We start from the raw sequence: 19,208 nt of genomic DNA on the forward strand, positions 1-19,208 counted from the left end.
CCACGAACGGATTACTTGCGGATCTCCAGGGTGCAGCACTTCGGGCCGCCGCCGGCCTTCCTGAGCTCGGAAATGTCCACGAAGACGACCTCGTAGCCGCGGTCGGCCAGCCGCCCCGCCAACCCGGTCGCCTCGACCGGCAGGACGACGTTGCGGCCGTCGGACACCCCGTTCAGCCCAAAGCACTCCGCGTCGGCCCGGTCCGCGATTACCGCGTCGGGGAACATCCGCTCGAGCACCTTCCGCGACCCGGCGGAGAAGGCCTCCGGGTAGTAGGCGATCTGCGCGGGCGCGGCGTCGGTGGCCTCGGCGAGCACGAACAGCGCGGTGTCGAGGTGGTAGTAGCTCGGGTCGATCAGCCGCAGCGAGACGACCGGGACACCGAGGACCTCCTGCGCCTCGGCGTGCGCGGCCGGGTCGGTCCGGAAGCCGGTGCCGGCGAGCAGGATCCGGCCGGTCCAGGCGAAGTCGCCTTCGGCCTCGTTGATCTTCTCGGGCATGGTGATGTCGCGGTAGCCGTGCTCGACGAACCAGCGGCGGAAGTGCTCGGCCTCGGCGGTGCGCTGCGGGGCGCGGAACCGCGAGCCGAGGACGCGGCCGTCGACGACGGTGCCGGAGTTCGCCGCGAACACCATGTCGGGCAGGCCCGGCTGGGCGTCGATCTCCTCGACGGTGTGGCCGAGGCGGCGGTAGGTGTCACGGAGTTCGGTCCATTGCGCCATCGCGGTGTCGACGCTGACCGGGACCGACGGGTCCATCCAGGGGTTGATGACGTAGTCCACCGCGAAGTACCGCGGCGGGCACATGAGGTAGCGGCGCGTCGTGGGCACACGGGGCTGCTGCTCCAGTTCCGGCATACCCGAAGAGTAAGGCTCACCTAATTCCGCAATCAATCGCTGTTCGCTGCGCACATACCTGCTAAACATTGCGTGTGAACACCATCGACCAGCGAATCGTTTCATGCCTGATGGCCAACGCGAGGTCCAGCTACGCCGACATCGGCAAAGTCGTGGGCCTGTCCGCGCCCGCGGTGAAACGACGGGTCGACCGGCTGCTCGAAACCGGGGTCCTGCGCGGGTTCACCGCGGTGGTGGACCCCGAGGCGCTGGGCTGGGGCACCGAGGCGTTCGTCGAAATGACCTGCAACGGCAACATCACCCCGGCTCGGATCCGCGCCCGGCTGGAGCCGTTGCCGGAGGTCGTCGCGGCCTACACGGTGTCCGGCGCGGCCGACGCGATCGTCCACCTGCGCGCGTCGGACATCCACCACCTGGAGACCGCGCTGGAGCGGCTGCGCGGCCTGGAGATCGTCGACCGCACGGTCTCCACCGTCGTCCTTTCCCGGTTGCTGGAACGCCCGCCGACGCCGGAAGCGTGACACCCTCGGGCGGTGACCGATCAGATCCGCTCCAGCCACGACGGCGGCGTCGCCGTGCTCACCATCGACGCCCCCTCGACCCGCAACGCCCTGACCCTCGACCTGTCCGCGCAGCTGGCCGCCGCCGTCGCGCGCGCCGAAGCCGACGAGAGTGTCCACGCCTTGGTCATCACCGGCGCCCCTCCGGCCTTCTGCGCGGGCGCGGACCTGGACACGCTCGCCGACGCCCGGGAGGACGGGCTCCGCGCGATCTATGACGGATTTCTCTCGGTGGCGCACTGTTCCCTGCCGACGATCGCCGCGGTCGGCGGGGCCGCGGTGGGCGCCGGACTGAACCTCGCGCTCGCCGCGGACGTCCGCATCGTGGGAACGCGGGCGAAGTTCGTGGCCAGATTTCTCGATCTCGGCATCCATCCCGGCGGCGGGATGACGTGGATGATCCAGCGGCTCGTCGGACCGCAGAAGGCCGCGGCGATGACACTCTTCGGCGAAGTCGTCGACGCCGAAGCCGCTGTCGAATGCGGGCTCGCGCTCCGACTGGTCGAAGGAGATCTGGTCGAGGCCGCCCGTGAACTGGCGAAACCCGCCGTCGGCGCTCCTCGCGACGTCCTCCTGGCGACGAAGCGCACGCTCCGGCACACCGCTTCACTGACCGACCATTCGGCCGCCGTCGACGCCGAGATCGAGCCGCAGATCGCGTCACTCACCGCACCCGCGTTCGCCGATCGGCTCACCAGGCTGCGGGCCGCCATTACCGGCCGATGACCGTTCCTCGACCGGACTTCACTACGCTGGAACGAGATACGCCTCACAATCGGGGCGCGTCATTGACCGTTACCATCGGTAACACTTAAACCGGAAAATCCCCGCTCAGCGCCGAGCTCAGGACACTCGAGAAGTAGGTCCAGACCGTTTTTACGGCAACCTGGGAAGTGTGCCGAGGACTAACCTCGGAACATGGCACCTGTGACCTGGCCGACACCGCCGGGCGAGGCACCCGATCTCCGGCACGGCCGGGGACGACGCACGTCGGGAGAGAGGGAATCCCTGACCTATGAGCACGAGTGCGAACGGCAACGGCTCCTTGTCGGCCGTCAGGCCCACCGAGGTCGCCAAGCTGGACCGGGTGGTCATCCGGTTCGCCGGTGACTCCGGTGACGGCATGCAGCTGACGGGCGACAGGTTCACTTCGGAAGCGGCCGCCTTCGGCAACGACCTGTCCACCATGCCGAACTTCCCCGCGGAGATCCGCGCGCCACAGGGCACCATCCCGGGCGTCTCGAGCTTCCAGGTGCACTTCGCCGATTACGACATCCTGACGCCGGGCGACCGGCCGGACGTCCTGGTCGCGATGAACCCCGCCGCGCTGAAGGCGAACCTCGCGGACGTCCCGTCGGGTGGGACGATCATCCTCAACACCGACGAGTTCTCGAAGCGGAACCTGGTCAAGGTCGGTTTCGAGAACGACCCGCTCGACGACGACACCCTTTCGGCCTATCAAGTCCACCGGGTGGCCATGTCGACGTTGACCAGGGGCGCGCTCGAAGAGACCGGACTGTCCAAAAAGGACGCCGAACGCGCGAAGAACATGTTCGCGCTCGGGCTGCTCTCCTGGATGTACCACCGGCCGACCGAGGGCACGGAACGGTTCCTGCGCGAGAAGTTCGCGAAGAAGGCCGACATCGCCGAGGCCAACATCCTGGCCTTCCGCGCCGGCTGGAACTACGGCGAGACGACGGAGTCGTTCGCGACGACGTACGAGGTCGCGCCCGCGAAGCTGAACCAGGGCACGTACCGCCAGATCACCGGGAACACCGCGCTGGCGTACGGGCTGGTCGCCGCCGGACAGCAGTCCGGCCTGCAGATCCTGCTGGGCACGTACCCGATCACCCCGGCGTCGGACATCCTCCACGAGCTGTCCAAGCACAAGAACTACGGCATCCTCACCTTCCAGGCCGAGGACGAGATCGCCGGCATCGGCGCGGCGCTCGGCGCCTCCTACGGCGGTGCGCTCGGCGTCACCTCGACGTCCGGGCCCGGTGTCGCGCTGAAGTCCGAGGCCATCGGCCTCGCGGTGATGACCGAACTGCCGCTGGTCGTGGTCGACGTCCAGCGCGGCGGCCCGTCGACCGGGCTGCCGACCAAGACCGAGCAGGCCGACCTGCTGCAGGCCATGTTCGGCCGCAACGGCGAATCCCCGGTGCCGATCGTCGCGCCGCTGTCCCCCGCGGACTGCTTCGACGCGGCGCTGGAGGCCACCCGGATCGCGCTGAAGTACCGCACCCCGGTGTTCCTGCTGTCGGACGGCGCGATCGCGAACGGCTCGGAGCCGTGGCTGATCCCGGACGTCGAGAACCTGCCGGACCTGCGGGTGGAATTCGCCACCGAGCCGAATGCCGAGGACGGATCCGGGGAATTCTGGCCTTATGTCCGCGACCCCGAGACCCTCGCCCGCGCGTGGGCGGTGCCCGGCGCGGCCGGTCTCCAGCACCGCATCGGCGGGCTGGAGAAGGCCGACAAGACCGGTCACATCTCCTACGACCCGGACAACCACGAGAAGATGGTCCGCCTGCGCCAGGCCAAGATCGACGGCATCGACGTCCCGGACCTCGTCGTCGACGACCCGAGCGGCGGCAAGGCCCGCGTCCTGGCGCTCGGCTGGGGTTCCTCCTACGGGCCGATCGGCGCCGCGTGCCGCCGGGTCCGCAAGGAAGGCATGCCGATCGCGCAGGCCCATCTGCGGCATCTCAACCCGTTCCCGGGCAACCTCGGTGACGTACTCCGTTCGTACGACACCGTCGTCGTCCCTGAAATGAACCTCGGCCAGCTGTCGATGCTCCTGAGGGCGAAGTACCTCGTGGACGTGAAGTCGTATACGAAGGTCGCCGGGCTGCCCTTCAAGGCGGAGGAGCTGCAAGGCGTGTTCACGGAGATCATCACCAGTACGGAGGCGGCGAAGTGACCGCGATAGACCTGGGGATTCCCACACTCGGCGGTCTGGACCTGGTCCCGGCCGAAACCGAACCGCAGAAGGCGAAGGACTACAAGTCGGACCAGGAGGTCCGCTGGTGTCCCGGCTGCGGGGACTACGTCGTGCTCAACGCCGTGCAGTCGTTCCTGCCGACGCTCGGCCTCAAGCGCGAGAACATCGTCTTCATCTCGGGCATCGGGTGCTCGTCCCGGTTCCCGTACTACCTGAACACCTACGGCATGCACTCGATCCACGGCCGCGCGCCGTCGATCGCGACCGGGCTCGCGACCGCGCGACCGGATCTGTCGGTGTGGGTCGTCACCGGTGACGGCGACGCGCTGTCCATCGGCGGCAACCACCTGATCCACGCGTTGCGGCGCAACGTGAACATCAAGATCCTGCTGTTCAACAACCGGGTCTACGGCCTCACCAAGGGCCAGTACTCGCCGACGTCCGGGCCGGGCATGGTCACCAAGTCCACCCCGATGGGCTCGGTCGACACCCCGTTCAACCCGCTTTCGCTGGCGATCGGCGCCGAGGCGTCGTTCGTGGGCCGCGCGCTCGACTCGGACCGCAAGGGCCTGACCGAGGTGCTGGAGGCCGCCGCGAAGCACCGCGGGTCGGCGCTGGTGGAGATCTACCAGAACTGCCCGATCTTCAACGACGGCGCGTTCGACGTCCTCAAGGACAAGGACGAGGCCGCCACCCGGCTGATCCCGCTGAAGTCCGGCGAGCCGATCAAGTTCGGGCCGCAGGGCGAGTACGGCGTGACGCGCAGTGGCTGGGCCGGGCTCGAGGTCGGGAAGGTCGCGAACATCGGCGAGGAGAACCTCGTCGTGCACGATCCGACGATCGAGGACACCTCGTACGCGTTCGCGCTTTCCCGGATCGGCGACCAGAACCTGAACCACGTGCCGACCGGCATCCTGCGGCAGGTCGAGCGGCCCACCTACGACGACCAGGCACGTGCCCAGGTCGAGGAGGCCCGCGCGACCCGGAAGCCGGACCTTCAGGGGCTCCTGCGCGGCAAGGACACCTGGACCGTGGTCAGCTAGTCATCAGTACATGAAGGCCCCCTTCCTTGCGCCTGGCGCAAGGAAGGGGGCCTTCATGTACTTCAGCTGAGGGGGCGGAAGCCCACGCGTTCCGCGTCGGCGGCGGTGCGGAACCAGACCTCCGCGACCATCTTCGGGAACTGGGGCGAGTCCTCGGCGCAGTACCGCAGCGCGGTCACGCTGGCCTTGACCGCGAAGTCGTCGGCGGGACGGCCACCGCCCGGCCGCGGCATCGCCGAACCGGGACCGAACGGGCCGGGCGGGACGGACTCCGAGACAGGAGCGGCGGACGGCCGCGCGGGCGGCGGCTCCGGCGCCGGCATCGCGTCGCCCGGCTGGACGGAGGGCTCGAACAGCGACCCGCTCTGCCCGCCGGACAGTTCCGGCTCGCGACGTTCGATCGCCCGCATCGACGGCTGGATCGGCTGCGGCGGCTCGAAACCGCCGCGCACGGCTCCGCGCGGCGTGCGCTTGGGCAGTACCTGGGTGGCCTCGGCGGGGGTCTCGGGCTCCGAGTCGAGGAGTCCGGCCTTCGCTTCTTCGTCGGAACCGAAGGCGTACGCGGGCGGGTCGTCGTGCAGCTGCTCTTCCCGCTCGAACCAGCTGGTCTCGACGGGCGCTTCCTCCGTTTCGACGCGCGAAGCGGGGCTGAACAGCGACACGGGCTCCGGCTCCGGCTGCGTCTCGGCGCCTTCGGGATCCAGCTGGATCTCCAGCCGGGACCGGTACGGTCCGTCGCCCGGCAAGATCGGCAGCGGCTCGGGCTCCGGTTCCCGCTCGCGTTCCGGCTCCGGCTCCGGCTCCGGCTCGAGGTCCAGCTTCGACGCGGGCTGGAGGTACTCGGTCGCCGCGGCGGCGTACGGGTTCTCCGGCTCGGGCTGGGGTTCGGGCTCGGGCTCCGGCTCCAGCTGGGCCGCCGGGATGTACTGCGTCCGCTCGGCCGCGACCTCGGGCTCCGGGTCGGGCTCCAGGTCCGCCTGCGGCGCGGTGCGGTACTCGGCCTCGTACTCGTTTTCGGGCTCGAAGCCCTGCGGCTCGAAAGGCTCCACCGGCTCGACGGCCCGCACCGGCTCCGCGGGCTCGAAGATCTGCGTCGCGGAGTGCTCGGGCGCCGGCTCCTCGACGAGGTCCTCACGCAAGTCCTCACGCAGGTCCTGCACAGGCTCCGGCGCCTGCTCCTCGACGGGCTCGGACCACGGCCGCTGCGCGGGCTCGTGCTCGGTGAGCGTCTCGGGGTACGCGGGCTTCGGCTCCTCGGCGGCCGCGAACTCCTCGTCCAGCTCGTCGTGCGACGGCTTCGCGAGGTACGCGGTCCCACCCGCGACGGCGGCGGCACCGGCGCCGAGGCTCACCCCGGCGGGCAGCCGGGTCTTCTCCGCGTGCGCGGTGGCCAGCGAGCTTTCCAGCTCACGGATGCGCTTGCGCGCCGGGATCACCAGCACCAGCCAGGTGAGCAGCGCGCCGACGACGAACGCCAGCAGACTCCACAGCCAAACCTGTCCGAAAATGGACATCCAACCCGCCCTTTGTCAATGCGTTCGCGCGACCAGGTAGTCGGCGACCGATTCGCAGGCGTCCCGGGCGGGCGACGCGGGCAGCGCCGCGAGCTCGGCACGCGCCCGACGAGCGTAGTCGGAAAGAGTTTCGCGTGCGCGTTCGAGTCCGGACGAAGCGCGCAGCAGATCCAGGGCCTCGGCGACGAGCTTGTCGTCGGAGATCGGCCCCGACAGCAGCTCGACCAGGCGCGGATCGGTGGCCGGGTCGGCCAGCGCGTACAGCATCGGAAGCGTGCGGACACCCTCGCGCAGGTCCGTGCCCTGCGCCTTGCCGAGCTCGTCCGAGGCGGACGCGATGTCGATGACGTCGTCGGAGATCTGGAACGCCGTCCCGATGATGTCGCCGAAGCGGCGGAGCGCGTCGATGTAGTCGTCGGGCGCGCCGGACATCATCCCGCCGAACCGGCCGGAGGTGGCGATCAGCGAGCCGGTCTTCTGCGCGATGACGGTGAGGTAGTGCTCGACCGCGTCGTCGCCTTCGCCCGGGCCGACGGTCTCGCGCATCTGGCCGGTGACCAGTTCGCCGAAGGTCTCGGCGATGATCCGGGCCGCGTCGGTGCCGAGGTCGGCGACCAGCCGCGAAGCGTGCGCGAAGAGGAAGTCGCCGGTCAGGATGGCGATCGTGTTGTCCCAGCGGGCGTTGACGCTCTCCGCGCCGCGGCGCATCGTCGCCTCGTCCATCACGTCGTCGTGGTACAGCGTCGCGAGGTGCACCAGCTCGACCGCCGCGGCCGCGGTGACCACCTGGTCGCCCTGCTTCGGCCCGAACTGCGAGGCCAGCAGCGTGAACAGCGGACGGAAACGTTTGCCCCCCGCCTCGACCAGGTGCGAAGCGGCGTCCTCGACGGCCTTGACGTCGCTGCGGACGACGTCGCGGAGGAGCGTCTCGACGTCGGCGAGACCGGTCGCGAGGGTGCGCAGGAGCTGCTCGTCAGCGATCTGGAGCCCGACGGACGCGCGCAGGTCCTCGATGGCACCACCTGGGGCAGGTGAAGACACAGACACGTCGGCTCCGCTCTCTTTGACACCGTTCGGGGTTGCTTCCAGCGTAGTGGCTACCCACTGAGGCCTGTTGACGTGCTGTCCAGGGGAAACGGTGACGAATATGACACCCCCGCCGCGTATCCTGCCGTCCTTGGCACGAACTGGGGGAACACCATGGAAAGTCCGGACGATCCCGGCGACAGACCGGCGTGGGCACCTCCTTCCGAACAGCACCGTGAACAGCGTTCGACGGTGTGGATCACCGTCATCGTCTTCGCCTTGTTCATGGCGCTGATGCTGGTCGCGGCGGTGCTCGTGGCGGGCGGCTTGAAGGAGTCGAAGGCGGGCGCCGTCCAAACCCGGCAGCCGACCGTCTCGCCGTCCTCGACGGCTGTGACATCAGTGACGCCGCCGACATCCCAGGCGGACGTGCCGACCCGCAAGTACGAGACGGCGGCCAATCCGCTCGTCGCCCCTGGCGTGACGATGCCGAAGGTGACCTGCGAGCTGCCCAAGCTTCGCGGCACGAAGGAGCAGCTGGAGGCGTTCTACCGGGCGCTGATCCCCTGTCTGGAGCGGGCGTGGCATCCGGCCCTGACCCAGGTCGGCGAACCGCGGATCCCGGTGTCGGTCAACGCCGACGACGTCGGGAACACCGCCTGCGGTCCCCCTCCGCCGCCCGGCGAGGCCTCGGGGTTCTACTGCTCGGACGGCACGACGATCTTCGTCCCGCTGCCGAGGCAGCTTGAGGACGGCGGGCCGTATCTCTTGGACCAGCTGTTCCTGCTCGCGCACGAATACGGGCACCACGTGCAGGAGCAGTCCGGCATCCTTTCGAAGCACGACGTGCTTTACGGCGAAGCGGGCGGCGACCAGCCGAAGGTCCTCGAGCTGAGCAGGCGGCTCGAACTGCAAGCCGACTGCTTCAGCGCGATGTTCCTCGCCAACGCCGCCGGCCGCGGCTCGATCGGCGCCGGGATGATCTCCCAGCTCAAGCAGAGCACGTTCGAGGACAGCGACACCCACGGTTCGGCGAAGAGCGCCGCGTTGTGGCAGAAGCGCGGTTTGACGGCGAAGGACACCTCGGCGTGCAACACCTTCGCCGCACCGGCGAACGAGGTCTCCTGAAGTCGCGGATCAGCGGCGACGGATCTTGATGTCGTCCATGCAGGTCGCCTTGCCCGCCATGTCGCGGTACGGGTAGCCCTTCGCCTCCAGCAGCTCCATGACCTTCAGCTCTGCCTCGTCGAGCACGTCGCGTTCCTCTTCGCCCTGAAGCGTGACTCGGTACGTGAACGCGCCGAGGTGCGCGCTGTAGGTGAACAGGCCGTCCTCGGTGAACCCGATCACCTGGTGGTGACTCAACTCGGCGAGGAGCTTGGCGCGGGTGTCGGCGTCCGGGTGGTCGAACTTGCCGTTGACGAGGACGCGGTAGGTCGGCATGCGCTCGAATATACAGACCTGTATCCGGATACGAACTCGAATATCCAACGGGTGTCCATGATCCACGGTCGAGTGAAACGACCGTCACGTGCGCAACGGGCGAATCCGACACGCAGATAGTGATGACAAAGGAAGAACGGCCGATCCGGCTCGCTCTCCCCTCACGTGAGGAGGACGTGGAATGCGCATCACCATCGCAAGCCGGGCAGCCCTGGTCGGCGCACTGCTGCTGGCGGGCCTCGGCGCCGGAGTGTCCCCGGCCGCCGCCGCGAACCCCGCAGGCGTGGCCTCGCTCGGCTCCGCCGCCTTCACCAAGGGCAATTCGGCGCCGATTTCGATCTCTTCGCTCGCCGACTGCGCGGTCGAGGGACCGACGAGCAACTCGTCCGGGGTCGTGAGCAGGACCGGGATCACGTTCGGTGGCGGCACATCGACGTGCACGACCACCGTCGTCGACCCCGCGAACGACGTGACCACGACGAAGTCGGAGGCCAAGGGGGAGAACTTCGAGCTGTCGGCACTGGTTTCGTCGAGCGGCCCGCGGATCAAGATCAGGTCGTACTCGGTCAGCTGCACGGCGACCCAGAACAACACGAACGCGAGCTGGACCTACGGCGGCGCGACCGGGATCGGCACCCTGCCGTCGCCGGTGCCGGTCGGTTACGTCAAGCCGATCACCAAGTCCAACGGAACGCTGCTCGCCGAGGCGATCTTCAACGAGCAGACGCTGCCAGGCGACGGCAGCATCGGGCTGACCATGCTGCGGATCAAGTTCGCCCCGGCCTCGAACATCACCGGCGAAGTGGTCATCGGGCGCACCGCCTGTTCGCCCACCCCGTAAGCCACCCCTCCGAAAAGGGGCGTCCGGAACCTTGCCCGGGCGCCCCTTTTCCTTCTGGCTTATATAAGCCTACACTGATACCTTGGCCGCAACCGAGCCGAGGAGGGCACCGATGGCCGACGTGACCAGTCAGATCAACTCCGTCCAGCGCAAGCTGGGCAAGCGCGTGGTCGAAGCGGGCGAGGCGGTGACGGCGACCGTCAGCCAGGTCTACGACACCGGCATCGACGACCTCTGGAACGCCTGCACCGACCCCGAACGCATCCCGCGCTGGTTCCTGCCGGTCAGCGGCGACCTGCGCGCCGGCGGCAAGTACCAGCTCGAAGGCAACGCGGGCGGGACCGTCGAACGCTGTGATCCTCCGAAGAGCTTCGCCGCGACCTGGGAGTACGGCGGCGACGTCAGCTGGATCGAGGTCCGGCTGAGCCCCGAAGCCGACGGGCGCACGCGGTTCGAGCTCGACCACACCGCCATCCCGAACGAGCACTGGAACCAGTTCGGCCCGGGTGCGGTCGGCATCGGCTGGGACATGATGCTGAACGGGCTCGCGCTGCACCTCGCGTCCGGCGAGGCAGCCGACCCCGAGGCGGCCATGGCCTGGATGACCAGCGAAGAGGGCGTGCGGTTCATGACCCTGAGCAACGAGGCCTGGTACGAGGCCGACGTCGCCAACGGCACCGGCGCGGACACCGCCCGCACGCGCGCCGACGCCACCTTGGCCGCCTACACGGCGTCGCCGGAGAGCTGAAGGTCTTCGGCGAGTTCCGGGGTGCGAAGCAGTTCGATCAGTTCGTCGTCGGCCCGGAAAACGGCGCGGGCTCCGGGCATCCCCGCCTGCCGGAGCATCGCGTGGAGGACGTCGGCGTGCGGCTGGTCGAGCAGGGTCCAGGCCATCGCGCGCCGTTTCACGTCGTCCCCCAGTTCGCGCGCGGTCCACCACCCCGTGACGAGCGCGCTCACCTGGTTGACCGCTGTTTCCCGCCCGCGCGCCAGCTGCGCGCGGTTCAGCCCGCACACCTTGATGGTCTGCTCGCCCTTTTCGGTCAACGCGCGGTAGGTCCCGATCGACAGCACCAGGAACAGGTGGTCCAGCGGGTCTTCGGCGGTCGGGTCGATCAGCAGGCTGCCGCCGTCGTCGTCCACCGGGAACAGGTCGCGTTTGTGATGGCTGTTGCAGTACTCGCAGGCGAGCAGATGGTTGAGCCAGTCGAACGCGCGACCCGGGTTCCGCGCGATCGGCTCGAAATGGTCCACAGTGGACCCAAGGCCGTCGCCGCAGTACATGCAGTAGCCGCGGCCGGCGGCCATGACGTCCAGTCCCGCCCGCAGAGAACGCCGTACGGCACGGGAAACCCGCCAGAGCCTGCGTGCTTCTTTGCTGTCACCGGCGGGGATCCGCGCGGTCAGGTCTTCGAGATCGGCCACCACCCGCCCCGGCAGCGCGATCCGGCGGATCCCGATCACCGATCGTCGGCCTCGAACCGCCTGGCCACCTCGTCCACCCGGCTCGGCGGCGAGCTGCTCAACATGCCGCGAAGGCGTTCCCATTCCCGGACGCCGTTCGCGTCCGCCCGCCCGGAAGCCACTTGGAACTCGAGTTCGGCGAGGTGTTCGCGCAGTTCGACGGCCTGCGGCGAATAGGGCGTGTCCAAGCCGAAGAGGTCGGACAGCACGGCGTCGTCCCCGCTGCCGAACACGACCCGCTCGTACAGCTCCTCGGAGACCACCCGCGGCGGGACCTCCTCGTCGGGTCCGGACAGCCGGATGAGGCCGCCGGGGTCGGCGGCCTGGCAGACGTAGGGGCTGTGCGTGGTGACGATGAACTGGATCCGCGGGAAATGCGCCTTGAACCAAGGCCCCATGCGTTTCTGCCACGACACGTGGAGATGCGCGTCGACCTCGTCGATGATGACGACACCGGGACTCTCGTGATCGAGGCCCGCGCCGTTGAGCTGCTTGAGGAGGTCGACGACGAGCGCGGTCACCGTGCGGTAGCCGTCGCTCATCTCGCGCAACGGGAACCGGTCGCCGCGGTACTCGACCCAGAGCCCGTCCGAATCGACGTCCCGGATCCGGTAACCGCCGGGCAGGAGACCGTCACCGAGGATCTCGAGCGCAGTGTCCTTTAGTTCGCGGGCGCCCGCTTTTCCTTCCAGGGCACGGAGATGCTGGTTGATCAGCCACGTGACGCCCTCGGCGAGCGAGGCGTCTTCGTGGAACAGGCTGGCCATCCGCGCGAGCGAGCCCGCGCCGCGCATCCACGACTCGGCCTCGCCGCTGCCGCCCGCGAGCCGCCGGAAGGGCCCGTACGCCGCGCAGAACGGCTGACCAGGCGGAAGTCCGGAAATCGGCAACAGACCGGAGTCGAGCCAGCGGACCTCGACCGGCGCCGGCCCCTCCTCGCGCATCACCGACAGCTCGATCGACCCGGAGGTCTGGTCCATCGAGATCCAGCTGCCCGCGTCCGACAGCAGCCCCCAGGCCACGTCCGGCGCCGCCGCGACCGCGATGGCGCGCAGGAGCGAGGTCTTGCCGGAACCGTTGCGCCCGGCGAGCACCACCCAGCCGGGGCCGGGCAGCCGGAGGTCGACCGCGCGGGCGCCGCTGAAGCCGCGGATGTTCTCCAGCCGGACCCGCTCGATGTACATGGAGGAAGCTTACGACGGCGCGGACGTCACCTCGCCACCCGAAAGTGGGTCGCCATCACGAGTTCCATCACAGCGTGTGCCCTGGCGACGTCCACCGCCGAGACGGTCTTGGAGCGGTCCCAGTCGTCGATCCCCCGCTCCCGTTCGGGCGCGATCCTGAACCGGACATGCCCACGCGAGTCGAGATTCCCCAGCGGTGAGACGTAGAGGGAGAACTCGCGGTCGTCCGTCGAACGGAACGTGACGCCGGGGTTTCCGCTGAACGAGGTCTGGCGGTGGTCCTTGTAGGTCTTGTTCGGATCCGCGTGCCACTCCCCCGGCGCGCCGCCGTTCGCGGTGGCCCCGGCTTCGATCTGGAGCCGATGCCGCGGTTCGACGAAGTAGCAGGAGCCCGGTGTGGCGATCGGCTCGAACTCCGGCCCGAAGGTCTTCTTGACCGCGTCGCGGAACACCGCGCATTCGACGTTCGGATCGGCGGCGCCGGCGGCGAGGATCAACTCGGCGCCTGTGGGCACCTGCGCGGCTACGGCCGGATCACAGTTCTCGCCTTTGGTGTTGGAGACCCAGTTCGCGCAGGTCCCAACGCGTTCGTTGTCCTGGCCGTCGGGTGGGTAGACGAGATCGCGCGGCAGCTTCGCGACTCCTGCAGTGGTGAAGTCGCGAAGGAGCTCGCAATCCTTGCTCCGGCTCTGCAACCCGAGCTCGAACTTGATCGCGCGCCGGAAGCTGACCGGCACCGTGATCGCGCAACCGCTGACCACGCCCTCATGACGAGTTTCGACCTGGTAGCCCTTAACCCCGCCGAGGTCGACCACGGCTCCGTCGTTCCGAAACGCCGTGTGCCCCGGGTCCACATCGCGGACGTCGACGATGTCTTCGTAGCCGTCTCGATAAAGCGTGCACGTCTTTCTGTCGCGCTTCACCTTGGGTTCGCGCGTTACGGGCCGGGGATTGCCTCCCTTCCTTCGGTCGTAGACGGCCAGGTCGATCAGTTGGCAGAAATCGAGTGCGGCCAGCGCCGCGTCGACGGCCGGTTCGTCACGATCGGCGGGACGCGGTTGTTTCGGCTGCCATTTCGGAAACTGCGGTGGCGGCGGGGGTGTATCGACGGAATCCGTACAAGCCGCCAACAGGCTGACGAGTAACGCACCGAGAATCACTCTTCGGAACTTCATTACGCAGAGTATGCGACTCCGGCTCGTCTCCTACCAGGCATAACCTTATTTCCCGAGGCATGTTCACCTGAACGGTCTTCACGGATAGTCACCGGGTCTCTTGACTCTATTCAGCGAAGAACGGGACTTTATGCAGACGGGTTCGTCGCCTCGGGAACCCTGGTAATCTTCCCGGCGTCGGATTACGCAGGGTGCATCGGGGAGACGCGCCTTGTAGCCACGGGAGGGGCACATGACGACGGTGACTTCGGGGCGGCTTCGGCCATTCAGCGGGGAACGGTTCGGGACGGCGGGGGTGCATGGCCGTGCCTGACGAACCGCCTGTCTACAAACCGGGTGTGAACTGGGGCGACGCCCTCGGTATCGTCGCCCGCCCCACCGGGGGCTCGTACGGGACGCCTGTCGCGGAAGGCGCGGGGTTCAAGTACGACGAGGCGACCCTTCACGAACTGGTGAAGGAGTGGCTTGACCTGGCCAAAGAGTTTAAAGATGACCTCATCGACGCCGAGTTGCTCGCTAAAGCCCAGCCGCCGGGAAAGGAATTTGCCAGCGGAGGCAATGCGGACATCACCCGAGAGTCCGGCCAGGCCCTCAAGGAGACCCTCGATCAGCGCGTCGCCTACTGCGAGAAGATGGCCGACAAATACAGGACCGCTCTCGGCAAGTACGCCACCGCCGAGGACGGCGCCACCACAGCCATCAACCAACAGCCGAAGGGCATCATCTGATGCGCCGAAAGATTCTTCTCATCAGCGCGGTCGCGATTGCCCTCGCAGCATGCTCGCCTCCCAGCACCGACGGCACGCCCGCACCCACCAGTAGCGGTATGAACCCAAGTCCTTCCAGCACGGTCGGTCAGCTTCCCGGCCCTGGCGTCCCCAAAGTCGATCACCCCATCGACCTGGCGCAAATCAAACAGACTCCTTGCAAGGCGCTGACAGCAGCGCAGATCGACGAGCTCTTCGGCCAGGCCATGGAGGCCAAGCCACGAGACGGGGCCGCAGGGCCCGCGTGTCGATGGACTCCACCCTCGGACACACGTCCTCGGGTTGACGTAGTTTTCGACAGCTCAACCAAACGAGGCCTGACTGCCGTCTACGAGGCAAAGGGAAAGGCCTACAAGTTCGTCGAGCCGCTCCCGGCGGTCGACGGCTACCCACTCGTTGCCTTTGGTGTCGAGGATGAGCGGGCCACCGAGGGCAGGTGCCTGGTTTCAATCGGCACCAGCGACAACGAAGTCATCAGCCTCGCGGTCGAACAGTCCAAAGCCAACATCGGCGATAAGGACCCCTGCGATGCTGCACGCCAAGCTGCGATCAGGGTCCTCGCCACCATCCGAGGAGGCAACTGATGGCCACCGAAGGACCGCTCACTGCCGCCCAGATCTACGAACAGGTCACGGGCGGCGAGGGCACCGGCTCGCTCTCCGACGCCCAGCAAGGTGCCTACAACCTGGCGAGGCGTCACCAAGAGCGCATGCAGCGGCTCACCGCGCTCAGCCAGAAGACCGCGTCCGGCTGGCAGGGCGGGGCCAGCGACGCTGCCGTAGCCGCGACGAAGCCCCTGGTCGAGGCAGCGATGGACGACGCGATGCACCTGAGCATCGCCCAGAACGCCATCACCGCGCAGATGGGCGCGTTCGGGTCGGCGAAGAACTCCGTCAAGCCGGTTCCGCCCGAGCAGCCCGCCCCGACGGCCGAGGACGTGAAGGCCCTCATGGGTGGCGGCGGCCAGTTCGGTTACTGGGACAGGGTCAAGAGTTACCAGGCCGACAGCCAGCACAACATCGACACGTTCGCGACCTACCACTCGGCCAGCACTTCCAACGGTGACGAGCTGCCCGCCCAGTACGCGCAGCTCGTCGACCCCGGCGGGAGTGTCACGCTGGACGACGGCAGTTCCGGGAAACCGGCGGCGAAGGGGTTCGGCGACGGCTCCGACGGCAGGCGCGATCCCGGAATCGCGGAGCCTTACCGCGGCACGGGTGGGCCGAGTGGACCGAACGGGCCGGGAACCGGCACGCCCGGACCGGGTCAGGGCGGCCCCGCCGACAGCGGCCCGCAGCCGGGCCAGGGTCCGCAGCCCGGCCAAGGCCCTCAGCCGGGTCAGCACCTGCCGGGCCAGCAGCCGGGCTCCCACCAGCAGCCCGACGACGGGACCCGCGCGAATTCGTACACGCCGCCCCAGACCACGCCGGTCGTGCCCCCGGCGGCGAACCTCGACTTCGGGCCGAACGGCCGACCGCCCACCTCCTACAACCCGCCCGGCACGTTCCCGCCCGGATACGGCCCGTTCGGTCCGGGAACCGGAGGACCAGTGACCGGAGGACCAGTGACCGGCGGGCCGGGAACGGGAACAGGCGGCAGAACACCGGGCGTGTCCGGAGGCGGCTTCCGAGGCGGCGTACCAGGTGTCCCGGGTGGTCCCGGTGGCATGGCGGGACAGCCCGGCATGGGCGGTCGCAGCGGCGCCGGGATGCCGGGTGAAGGCGTAGGCGGTCGTGGCGCGGCCGGTTCCGCGGGTGCCGCCGGTCGTGGCGGCGCGAACGGGATGCCGATGGCGCCCGGCGCGGGCCGCGGGAAGGGCGAGGAGGACAAGGAGAAGAGGGCTCCGTCGTACCTCCAGAACCCGGATCCGGACGAGACCTTCGGCGGCTACACCGAAAAGCCGATGCCGCCGGTGATCGGCGAAAAGAAGAACTAGCACCACAGTCCCAGGGGAGGGAGACACGTGGTGCTCGCGCGCCCGGTCGAGATCACGCTCGACACCTTGTTGACCGCGTTCCGTCACGCCGGCTGCGGAGATCCGCATCTGATCTTCGCGGGCGGCCTGCGCTACGTCCCGCCGTCGTCGCGCAACGGCGAGGACCGGGCCGCGTTCGAGGAGCTCGGCGGGCTCGGGTTCACCGAGGGCAAGCGGCTGACCAGCGACTTCGAGGACGTCTTGCACGTCCTCGACCGGCCGGACACCGAGTACTACGCGACGCTGCGGACGGAAGCGGAGCAGTACAGCGTGCTCGTCGCCGTGCGCGGACGCGCGGCGGTGACCGCGATCTGCGAAGGCGGCCGGGTGTGGCTGAAAGGCGTGCGGACGGCTGATCGCGCGGCGGCGCTCGTGATGAACCTTCCCGAGTATCCGCCCGCGCGGTTCGCGCCGTTTTCCTTGCCCCAGGACGATTTCAAGCCCGGCGAGGGGAACGAACTGTACGACGAACCCGAGTCGCGAAGCCGGGAGGCGCGGCGGCTGGACGAGGTCTTCGAGCAGCCGTATTTCGGCGTCGGGTTCTTCGCCGCGGCGAAGCGTTCTGACGGAGGCAGACGCACCGAGGCCGTCGACGGCCTGTCGTATCTGGACCTCGACGCCGGCCGGGTGGCCATGCACGTGACCGGCGCGCCGCGGAACCGGTACATCACCGTCCTGCCCGGCGAACCCGTTCTACTGGCCCAAAAGGTCGCCGCGCTGCGGGCGAGCCTCGATCACTGACTCGATCAGCCGCACCGACCGCGCGGGATCCAGCGCCACCGCGTCCACTGTGGACTGAAGATACGGTTCGACGTCGACGGGCCGGTGCAGGATCAGCCCGTATCGGCGGCGTTCCTGGTACACCAACGACCGCGTGCCGCCGAATTCCAGCAGGACGTAGGCGCCGCCGGGATGTGCTCCGGCTGAGAAGGGGATGACCCGCAGTTCGACGGTGGGCCGGTCGGCCATCGCGACGAGGTGCTGGAGCTGGTTCGCCATCACCCGCGGCCCGCCGACCTGACGGCGCAGTGCCCCTTCGTCGATGTAAGCGACGAACTTCTTCTGTCCCAGCATCTTCTGTCGTTCCCGCCGCGCTTCGACAGCCGCGGCGGGAAGGTCCGCGGCTCTCGCATAAGACGGCGTTTGCAGCAGACCGGGCAGGAGGACGGTTCCGAATTCGACGATCTTGGTGGCCTCCTTTTCGTACTGTGCGAGGGCTTTCCACTGAAGAGACACGTCGCCGAACCACCAAGGCCCGATGTCGCGGGACAGCGTGAGCAGCGCGCTCCGCCGTTCACCGGTGACCCGGTAGACCGCGAGCAGTGCCGAAACCTCTTCGGCGGACGCCGCCCGTGCCCCGGTCTCGATCCGGCTGATCGTCGATTGGGACCACGCCAGTCTGTCCGCCACTTCGGTGGCGGACAGTCCGGCCGCCCTCCGCGCGTCTCGTAGTCCTTCGGCGAGCGCCCTCGCCTGGGGTGTGGGCTTCGGTTTCGGCATCGCCAGCACCGTGCCCGATGCGCCTCGGCAAGTCATTCCCCGACGTGGGCGACTTCGCGGATCGCGGCGGAAATGGCGCCGAAGTCCTTCTTCAGCAGCGCGCCGTGGTTGCTGTCGACCTTCGCGCTCACCTTGATGTTCGGGTTGCGCTCGGTCACCGCGTCGAGGCCGGCCCGGATCTTCTCTTGTTCGTCGCCCTTGCTGCCGAGGGAAGTTCCCGAGGCGACGACGTAGCGCGTCGGCACGGTGATGCCGTCGAGCACCGGGCCCAGCTCGCGCTCCCGCGAGAGCTTGCCGAGCTCGATGTTGCTCTCCGCCTGCTGCGCGGCGGACATGCGCGGCGTCAGGCCGGTCGGGCGCAGCAGCGGCATGAACAGGTTCAGTCGCTTGAACAGTTTGCGGATCCGTGCCTCCATGGCGTCGTCGAGCCAGTCGTGCGGGAACGCGCCGTCGACCATGACGGCGCCCAGGGTCCGCTCCGGGTTGCGGGCCGCCCAGTGCGCGGCGACGACCGCGCCGTAGGACCAGCCCACCACGACCGCCTTCTCCACTCCGCGGGCCGCGAGGACGGCGTCGACGTCGCGGACGGCGGCTTCGAAGGAGTAGTCGGCCGAACGCCCGGACTTGCCGCGCGCCCGCTCGTCGAAGGTGATGTGGCGGAAGTCCGATCCCAGGTCGGCGAGGATCCGCTTCCAGTAGCCCTGAGTCGCGAACTGGCCGTTGAGGTAGACGACCGGGATGCCGGTGCCGCCGGTGTCGGTGACGGCCAGCTCGGTGTCTTCGACCGGGAGCATCCCGGTCCAGGCGGCGGTGGAGGTGAGGGTCGAGGCGGTGCTGTTCTTGGTCATGAGAGAACTATCGCGATCCGGCCTGACACCACCCTGACGTCGCTCTGACACGAACTCTGACACGAAA

General features: G+C 68.6%; 20 protein-coding genes. 11 read left to right on the forward strand and 9 right to left on the reverse strand.

Translation table 11 applies throughout. The annotated features are described in order from the left end of the window. Positions 1 to 11: 11 nt before the first annotated feature. The gene (ddaH, locus tag B0293_RS19550) at positions 12 to 857 is read right to left on the reverse strand and encodes a dimethylargininase (protein ID WP_005151925.1); all 846 of its coding nucleotides are present in this window, start codon (positions 855 to 857) and stop codon (positions 12 to 14) included. Between the two features lie 74 nt (positions 858 to 931). Between ddaH and B0293_RS19555 the strand changes: the two genes are divergently transcribed. From B0293_RS19555 to B0293_RS19570, 4 genes are all read left to right on the forward strand, one after another. Next, the gene (locus B0293_RS19555; protein ID WP_005151923.1) at positions 932 to 1,378 is read left to right on the forward strand and encodes an Lrp/AsnC family transcriptional regulator; all 447 of its coding nucleotides are present in this window, start codon (positions 932 to 934) and stop codon (positions 1,376 to 1,378) included. 12 nt (positions 1,379 to 1,390) lie between these two features. Further along, entirely contained in the window at positions 1,391 to 2,143 is a 753-nt protein-coding gene (locus B0293_RS19560) for an enoyl-CoA hydratase (RefSeq protein WP_005151922.1), read from the forward strand. Between the two features lie 289 nt (positions 2,144 to 2,432). After that, positions 2,433 to 4,340: a 2-oxoacid:acceptor oxidoreductase subunit alpha gene (locus B0293_RS19565; RefSeq protein WP_005151919.1), complete on the forward strand. Its 1,908-nt coding sequence runs from the start codon at positions 2,433 to 2,435 to the stop codon at positions 4,338 to 4,340. Beyond that, positions 4,337 to 5,404, forward strand: coding sequence for a 2-oxoacid:ferredoxin oxidoreductase subunit beta (locus B0293_RS19570; protein WP_005151918.1), 1,068 nt, complete (start codon positions 4,337 to 4,339; stop codon positions 5,402 to 5,404). The genes B0293_RS19565 and B0293_RS19570 overlap by 4 nt, the downstream gene beginning before the upstream one ends. A 62-nt stretch (positions 5,405 to 5,466) precedes the next feature. Here B0293_RS19570 and B0293_RS19575 read toward each other — a convergent pair whose 3' ends face one another. Further along, positions 5,467 to 6,918 (reverse strand): sunset domain-containing protein, encoded by a 1,452-nt coding sequence (locus B0293_RS19575; protein ID WP_005151916.1) that lies wholly within the window; start codon positions 6,916 to 6,918, stop codon positions 5,467 to 5,469. A 15-nt stretch (positions 6,919 to 6,933) separates the two neighbouring features. Beyond that, a complete protein-coding gene (locus B0293_RS19580; protein WP_005151913.1) occupies positions 6,934 to 7,959 on the reverse strand; it encodes a polyprenyl synthetase family protein in 1,026 nt (341 codons plus the stop codon). A gap of 159 nt (positions 7,960 to 8,118) precedes the next feature. Between B0293_RS19580 and B0293_RS19585 the strand changes: the two genes are divergently transcribed. Beyond that, positions 8,119 to 9,072 carry a neutral zinc metallopeptidase gene (locus B0293_RS19585; protein ID WP_005151912.1) on the forward strand — a complete coding sequence of 318 codons (954 nt, stop codon included), beginning with the start codon at positions 8,119 to 8,121 and terminating at the stop codon, positions 9,070 to 9,072. A 9-nt stretch (positions 9,073 to 9,081) separates the two neighbouring features. Here the strand turns inward: B0293_RS19585 and B0293_RS19590 are convergent, their stop codons facing one another. Next, complete coding sequence (locus tag B0293_RS19590; protein WP_005151911.1) at positions 9,082 to 9,387, reverse strand: DUF6204 family protein; 306 nt, start codon at positions 9,385 to 9,387, stop codon at positions 9,082 to 9,084. A 181-nt stretch (positions 9,388 to 9,568) separates the two neighbouring features. Between B0293_RS19590 and B0293_RS19595 the strand changes: the two genes are divergently transcribed. Together B0293_RS19595 and B0293_RS19600 are read left to right on the forward strand one after the other, a co-directional pair. Next, positions 9,569 to 10,228 carry a hypothetical protein gene (locus B0293_RS19595; RefSeq protein WP_005151910.1) on the forward strand — a complete coding sequence of 220 codons (660 nt, stop codon included), beginning with the start codon at positions 9,569 to 9,571 and terminating at the stop codon, positions 10,226 to 10,228. A 112-nt stretch (positions 10,229 to 10,340) separates the two neighbouring features. Beyond that, entirely contained in the window at positions 10,341 to 10,976 is a 636-nt protein-coding gene (locus tag B0293_RS19600; protein ID WP_005151909.1) for an SRPBCC family protein, read from the forward strand. Here B0293_RS19600 and B0293_RS19605 read toward each other — a convergent pair. Genes B0293_RS19605 through B0293_RS19615 form a run of 3 tightly spaced genes read right to left on the reverse strand, consistent with a single transcriptional unit; the run spans position 10,952 to position 13,799 of the window. Then, the gene (locus B0293_RS19605; protein WP_005151907.1) at positions 10,952 to 11,692 is read right to left on the reverse strand and encodes an HNH endonuclease; all 741 of its coding nucleotides are present in this window, start codon (positions 11,690 to 11,692) and stop codon (positions 10,952 to 10,954) included. The genes B0293_RS19600 and B0293_RS19605 overlap by 25 nt on opposite strands. Continuing rightward, entirely contained in the window at positions 11,689 to 12,876 is a 1,188-nt protein-coding gene (locus tag B0293_RS19610; protein WP_005151906.1) for an AAA family ATPase, read from the reverse strand. Before B0293_RS19610 ends, B0293_RS19605 begins: the two co-directional genes overlap by 4 nt. Before the next feature lie 26 nt (positions 12,877 to 12,902). Continuing rightward, positions 12,903 to 13,799, reverse strand: a complete 897-nt coding sequence (locus tag B0293_RS19615; protein ID WP_245191850.1) for a hypothetical protein — start codon at positions 13,797 to 13,799, stop codon at positions 12,903 to 12,905. 551 nt (positions 13,800 to 14,350) lie between these two features. Between B0293_RS19615 and B0293_RS19620 the strand changes: the two genes are divergently transcribed. From B0293_RS19620 to B0293_RS19635, 4 genes are read left to right on the forward strand one after another with little or no spacing between them, the layout of a single operon-like run. Then, positions 14,351 to 14,779 (forward strand): hypothetical protein, encoded by a 429-nt coding sequence (locus B0293_RS19620; protein ID WP_039915752.1) that lies wholly within the window; start codon positions 14,351 to 14,353, stop codon positions 14,777 to 14,779. Beyond that, positions 14,779 to 15,402 carry a DUF3558 domain-containing protein gene (locus B0293_RS19625; RefSeq protein WP_039915748.1) on the forward strand — a complete coding sequence of 208 codons (624 nt, stop codon included), beginning with the start codon at positions 14,779 to 14,781 and terminating at the stop codon, positions 15,400 to 15,402. The genes B0293_RS19620 and B0293_RS19625 overlap by 1 nt, the downstream gene beginning before the upstream one ends. Then, complete coding sequence (locus B0293_RS19630) at positions 15,402 to 16,754, forward strand: PPE domain-containing protein (protein WP_005151901.1); 1,353 nt, start codon at positions 15,402 to 15,404, stop codon at positions 16,752 to 16,754. The genes B0293_RS19625 and B0293_RS19630 overlap by 1 nt, the downstream gene beginning before the upstream one ends. 27 nt (positions 16,755 to 16,781) lie before the next feature. Beyond that, positions 16,782 to 17,534: an ESX secretion-associated protein EspG gene (locus B0293_RS19635; RefSeq protein ID WP_005151898.1), complete on the forward strand. Its 753-nt coding sequence runs from the start codon at positions 16,782 to 16,784 to the stop codon at positions 17,532 to 17,534. Here B0293_RS19635 and B0293_RS19640 read toward each other — a convergent pair. Together B0293_RS19640 and B0293_RS19645 are read right to left on the reverse strand one after the other, a co-directional pair. After that, positions 17,487 to 18,293, reverse strand: coding sequence for a helix-turn-helix domain-containing protein (locus B0293_RS19640; RefSeq protein WP_039915785.1), 807 nt, complete (start codon positions 18,291 to 18,293; stop codon positions 17,487 to 17,489). The genes B0293_RS19635 and B0293_RS19640 overlap by 48 nt on opposite strands. 32 nt (positions 18,294 to 18,325) lie before the next feature. After that, entirely contained in the window at positions 18,326 to 19,141 is an 816-nt protein-coding gene (locus B0293_RS19645; protein WP_005151891.1) for an alpha/beta fold hydrolase, read from the reverse strand. Between the last annotated feature and the right edge of the window lie 67 nt (positions 19,142 to 19,208).

It is taken from the genome of Amycolatopsis azurea DSM 43854 (assembly GCF_001995215.1).
GTDB lineage: Bacteria > Actinomycetota > Actinomycetes > Mycobacteriales > Pseudonocardiaceae > Amycolatopsis > Amycolatopsis azurea.

Coding starts and splice junctions, on each gene's coding strand:
- B0293_RS19590 (WP_005151911.1), bottom strand. CDS start 9,387: ATGCCGACCTACCGCGTCCTCGTCAACGGCAAGTTCGACCACCCGGAC.
- B0293_RS19575 (WP_005151916.1), bottom strand. CDS start 6,918: ATGTCCATTTTCGGACAGGTTTGGCTGTGGAGTCTGCTGGCGTTCGTC.
- B0293_RS19645 (WP_005151891.1), bottom strand. CDS start 19,141: ATGACCAAGAACAGCACCGCCTCGACCCTCACCTCCACCGCCGCCTGG.
- B0293_RS19565 (WP_005151919.1), top strand. CDS start 2,433: ATGAGCACGAGTGCGAACGGCAACGGCTCCTTGTCGGCCGTCAGGCCC.
- B0293_RS19625 (WP_039915748.1), top strand. CDS start 14,779: ATGCGCCGAAAGATTCTTCTCATCAGCGCGGTCGCGATTGCCCTCGCA.
- ddaH (WP_005151925.1), bottom strand. CDS start 857: ATGCCGGAACTGGAGCAGCAGCCCCGTGTGCCCACGACGCGCCGCTAC.
- B0293_RS19640 (WP_039915785.1), bottom strand. CDS start 18,293: ATGCCGAAACCGAAGCCCACACCCCAGGCGAGGGCGCTCGCCGAAGGA.
- B0293_RS19585 (WP_005151912.1), top strand. CDS start 8,119: ATGGAAAGTCCGGACGATCCCGGCGACAGACCGGCGTGGGCACCTCCT.
- B0293_RS19630 (WP_005151901.1), top strand. CDS start 15,402: ATGGCCACCGAAGGACCGCTCACTGCCGCCCAGATCTACGAACAGGTC.
- B0293_RS19610 (WP_005151906.1), bottom strand. CDS start 12,876: ATGTACATCGAGCGGGTCCGGCTGGAGAACATCCGCGGCTTCAGCGGC.
- B0293_RS19620 (WP_039915752.1), top strand. CDS start 14,351: ATGGCCGTGCCTGACGAACCGCCTGTCTACAAACCGGGTGTGAACTGG.
- B0293_RS19595 (WP_005151910.1), top strand. CDS start 9,569: ATGCGCATCACCATCGCAAGCCGGGCAGCCCTGGTCGGCGCACTGCTG.
- B0293_RS19600 (WP_005151909.1), top strand. CDS start 10,341: ATGGCCGACGTGACCAGTCAGATCAACTCCGTCCAGCGCAAGCTGGGC.